At 39.9% G+C, this 4,371-nt stretch carries 6 protein-coding genes; 2 read left to right on the forward strand and 4 right to left on the reverse strand.

Annotated features, from left to right (window positions below; all coding sequences use genetic code 11):
* Positions 1-236: 236 nt before the first annotated feature.
* Together NBG71_RS18535 and NBG71_RS18540 are read right to left on the reverse strand one after the other, a co-directional pair.
* Positions 237-428: a hypothetical protein gene (locus tag NBG71_RS18535; protein WP_196731122.1), complete on the reverse strand. Its 192-nt coding sequence runs from the start codon at positions 426-428 to the stop codon at positions 237-239.
* A 113-nt stretch (positions 429-541) separates the two neighbouring features.
* Complete coding sequence (locus tag NBG71_RS18540; RefSeq protein WP_107680794.1) at positions 542-982, reverse strand: hypothetical protein; 441 nt, start codon at positions 980-982, stop codon at positions 542-544.
* Positions 983-1,814: 832 nt separating this feature from the next.
* Here NBG71_RS18540 and NBG71_RS18545 point away from each other — a divergent pair.
* Positions 1,815-2,186, forward strand: a complete 372-nt coding sequence (locus NBG71_RS18545; RefSeq protein WP_250917076.1) for a hypothetical protein — start codon at positions 1,815-1,817, stop codon at positions 2,184-2,186.
* A gap of 217 nt (positions 2,187-2,403) precedes the next feature.
* Positions 2,404-2,601 (forward strand): hypothetical protein, encoded by a 198-nt coding sequence (locus NBG71_RS18550; RefSeq protein WP_113421954.1) that lies wholly within the window; start codon positions 2,404-2,406, stop codon positions 2,599-2,601.
* A gap of 879 nt (positions 2,602-3,480) precedes the next feature.
* Here the strand turns inward: NBG71_RS18550 and NBG71_RS18555 are convergent.
* Together NBG71_RS18555 and NBG71_RS18560 are read right to left on the reverse strand one after the other, a co-directional pair.
* On the reverse strand, positions 3,481-3,909 hold the full coding sequence (locus NBG71_RS18555) for a hypothetical protein (protein ID WP_250917077.1): 429 nt from the start codon (positions 3,907-3,909) through the stop codon (positions 3,481-3,483).
* Between the two features lie 145 nt (positions 3,910-4,054).
* On the reverse strand, positions 4,055-4,371 hold a 317-nt coding region (locus tag NBG71_RS18560), incomplete at its 5' end, for a hypothetical protein (protein ID WP_250917078.1).

Raw genomic sequence — 4,371 nt, forward strand, 5'->3', positions numbered from 1 at the left:
GCCGAAACGAAATGACACGCCCCAGCGATGGCAAGTGAACCCCAGTGAACGTGTTTCGTTTTGGGGGCAAAGCCCCCCGTCAAGCGAAGCGTCTGACCACCACATTTTTGAGCGACCAAATACAGGGCGAAAAAAGGGGGTGGTCAGACGAACGCAGTGAGTTTGACGGGCTTGGGTGAATGGCTTTTTTCGCAGGCGTCCAGCCGAAGAAAATAGCCAGAGGGCGGAGCCTTATGTCATTCATTTTCGTCCAGAAAATGAGTGGCATTGATACTGAAAGTATCATAGATGTAGATTGGTAAAATGATGATTTCATCCGTTATTTTACCCGTTATTCTATCCGTTATACCTAAATCGGATAAAATAACGGACAGAATAATGGATAGAATAACGGATAGATTAATGGGTAAGAAATGACACAACGTCATCTTGTGTCTATCTCTTATTCTGTATCTTATTCTCTTTATTATTCTGTGTATTAGAGAGAAATTAGATAGAATAAGATACGGAATAATACACAGGATAATAAACAAACATGACATTAACCTGCCTTTTCCTCGAGCTGTTTTAGCATCGAAACATCACCTAATAACCGTTGATTTTTACCTGTGAAAAAGATGATCGGACTGACATTTGCATTATCGATACTTCGACTTAACTGAATCCCCATCGCCTGATAATCATCATCGTTTGTACAATGGTATAACGCTAAAACAAGCTGACATTGTTCGGGGGTTCCACACTCTATTGCCCAGCGGATCAACTCCGAAAAGGTCAATCCGTTCGGTTTCCAGTGTTTTTTATGCCGTGACGCTAACGCCTTAAATTTTTCACGCCCTCGATTGTATTTTTCTGCCCCGATCACCGGATCTTCACAACGAACCCCTTGAACCGGTCGCTTATCAAATGACAATTCCCATAATTTTATTTCTTCGATGTATTCGTAATCTGCCGGTGATGCCAAACGAAATAATTGAGACATAGTGATCCCCTCCGATGATGTGTGAACGGAGATATTATAAGGCTTTCGGGAAATTCCGCTTCCTCGACGTGAAACAAGTTCACGCCTTGCGGCGAGCGTTGCGAGTTGAAAACATAAAGGATTTTTTTCTGAACTCTAGAAGGTGCAGAGCCGAAATGATTGTGACATCACTTCGGCTCTGCTAATCTAATTCGCGTGCATTCGTTGCTTCGATTAGACCTCGACAACCCAATCTTAGCAATGGGAAGCTAGCTTGTCACTACTTCCTTAAAACCATTCAAAGACACTAACTCAAATGCACCACTTGATTGACTCGGACTTAGCCCGGTCTCCGAAAGGATAAACAGGCAAATTGTGGTAGTAAAACGTACCGGAAAACGAAATTCCGGCTCTGCCTCCGAATCACGCTGCGGTATCGAAAGATTACAGTGCGTACCTGATAAGAGCACCAATCAACGGACTAGGGATTTCTTGGATTGCACCGTCGAAAGAAGCCCAACCTAACCAAAAGCACCAGACTTAGCTAATGGAACAAGCTAAGAAGCCATGACCCAATCACCGATCATGGAGAAAAGCAAAGACAGAAAGATGCTGTCGCTTCGCTCCGTTTTGATTAGTACCACATTGGGGCATATAGGGGATTATTGTTTCGAAAACAGGAAAATTTAGATAAAGGATATTAGAAAATAATACAAGCGCCCAACAAATGAAACGATAAACATTACAAAAATTGTAATTATTAAGGATTCTGGCGAGTAATAACTTATTTTCTTCATGACACATAAACTTACATTTAATGCTAACATGCTAAAATTTCTAAGGATAAGTATTAATGAAGATAAGGTTAACATTACTATCGTTTTCTGTTTTTCTTTCTGGTTGTGTACATACAACACCTATGCCTGTTCAGGTTTCACAGCCAGGGGATTCTATGATGTCATGTCAATCTATCATTAGTGAGATGGAAGATATGGCTAACTTAGTAAAGTCAAAAGACAGTGAACTAAATGGACAGATAGCTAAAAATTCAGCTTTAGGTGTAACAGGGGCGTTATTGCTAGTTCCTCTTTTCTTTATAGATACCAGCGATGCAAAAACAGTGGAAGGTAAAGCAGCTAAAGATCGCTTTAAAAAATTACAGCAACTTTACGTCGATAAAAAATGCGAATATGAAAATAAGCATTTACTAAATGAAGAACGCTAACCCCCCCCTGAAATAATTACGTATAATTCCTTTTATGTAAAACGCTACAAGTCTCTTGTGTGGCGTTTTACATCCATCATTATCTACCCTTTCTATTTTTTCATCTCATTACGCTATATCACTTTAAAAAAATAAGGAATTTTTCATGATTCCGTTAATTTAGTGCTCTATAATTGACAGAGTTAATTAAATATCAGCCAAAAATCAAGGCAGTAGAATGATTGAAAAAATAAAAAGTTTTATGACCGAGCATCCTAAAGCGACAACAAATGAGCTCCTCGATCACATCTATGACGAGATTATGGAATTAAAAAAACAAGGTAAAAGTTGGTCTAGCATCATGGATGAAATCAGCCACTCTGGTTTTTACGTTAGTGAAACCCCGTTTTATAAATTTATCAAAAGTAAAAAATAACAATTATAAATATGGATTATTTTAAGCCTTACGTTAATGATTTCACCTGAAATAAAACATTGTTAAAAACGCACTAGAAAGGCACAGAAACCGTTATAAACTTTCAGGGTGGATTTGGGTGCTTGATAGGGTGATCGTGTCTTAAAATCGATTTGATGGGCTTTGATGCGGATGAACGGGCGGTTTTTGTAAGCTAACTCGCCCGTTTAACATAATGGGTCTTATGGGAATCAAATTATCTGATATAAGCTTTGTTTTTTGTCCAAATGTTATGACCCGTTTTTTTTACTTTTGTGAGGCTTCCTCGATGAAAAATAAATTTTCCTCTTGCGGCGAGCGTTGCGGATTGAAATACGGTGAAATTTTTTGTGATACTCCAGAAGGCACAGAGCCGAAATGATTGTGACATCACTTCGGCTCTGCTAATCTGATTCGGTGCATTCGTTGCTAAGATCAGACCTAGACAATCCAATCTTAACAATGGGAAGCTCGCTTGTCACGACTTCCTTAAAACCATTCAACGACATTAACTCAAATGCACCACTTGATTGACTCGGACTTAGCCCGGTCTCCGAAAGGATAAACAGGCAAATTGTGGTAGTAAAACGTACCGGAACACGAAATTCCGGCTCTGCCTCCGAATCACGCTGCGGTATCGAAAGATTACAGTGCGTACCTGACAAGAGCACCAATCAACGGACTAGGGATTTCTTGGATTGCACCGTCGAAAGAAGCCCAACCTAACCAGACTTAGCTAGATTAAAGAGCTAAGAAGCCATGACCCAATAACCGATCATGGAGAAAAGCAAAGACAAGAAGTCGTTGTCGCTTCGCTCCATTTTGATTAGTACCACATTGGGGCATTAGGATTTTTTTGCTTTAATTTGGAAGTTCATGGTTCGCTCGATAATACATAACATACTGTAACAGGCGCTCATCTACAGATGACGATATAGCTTGTAGCATGCTACCGCTAGAATCCATAAGATCACTTTTTACAGACCTGTAGCTTGAGTAAGTGTCTTCAGCCACTGAACAATAAGCTCTATCTAGATAAGCGTATGACAACTTACGAATATCATCCCTACATTCATATCTAACAACAGATACAACCTCTGAATTAGAGCCAGTGTTGATATACTTATCTATATTTTTTCTAAAACATTCTTTTGAACTCAAATATTCATTTTTCGCTATGCGGAGAAATTCATCACATAAATTTTGGTCAACACCACTATAACGTTCATATGATGATGAACACGCTGAAATCACTAATAAGGACATTAGTCCCAAAAATTCTTTTTTCATTACTTTCACTTGCCTGAAATTAAAAACAATAGTCTAGCGCTAAAAAGCATTCCTATAATCCCTTTTATGTTAAACGGGCGAGTTAGTTAGCAAAAACCGCCCGTTCACCCCCATCAAAGCCCCTCAAAACGATTTTAAGACACGATCACCCTACAAAACACCCAAATCTACGCTGAAAGTTTAGAACGGTTTTGCGAGCTTCTGAGTGCGTTTTTAACATCATGCAAACTGACAAGTAAAACGATGCGAAATCGCTGAAAGACACAAACTTGTTTTGTGGCAAGAAGCGATTTGACCAACCGAGTAAAACGAGGGCGGTAGGCTTTTTGTTTTTCTCCTGATGAGCGTCCAGCGAAGAAAGGGAAAAACAGGGGGAGCCGAAACGAAATGACACGCCCCAGCGATGGCAAGTGAACCCCAGTGAACGTGTTTCGTTTTGGGGGCAAAGCCCCCCGTCAAGCG

The sequence above is a fragment of the Proteus sp. FZP2095 genome, from assembly GCF_023701425.1.
GTDB lineage: Bacteria > Pseudomonadota > Gammaproteobacteria > Enterobacterales > Enterobacteriaceae > Proteus > Proteus cibarius.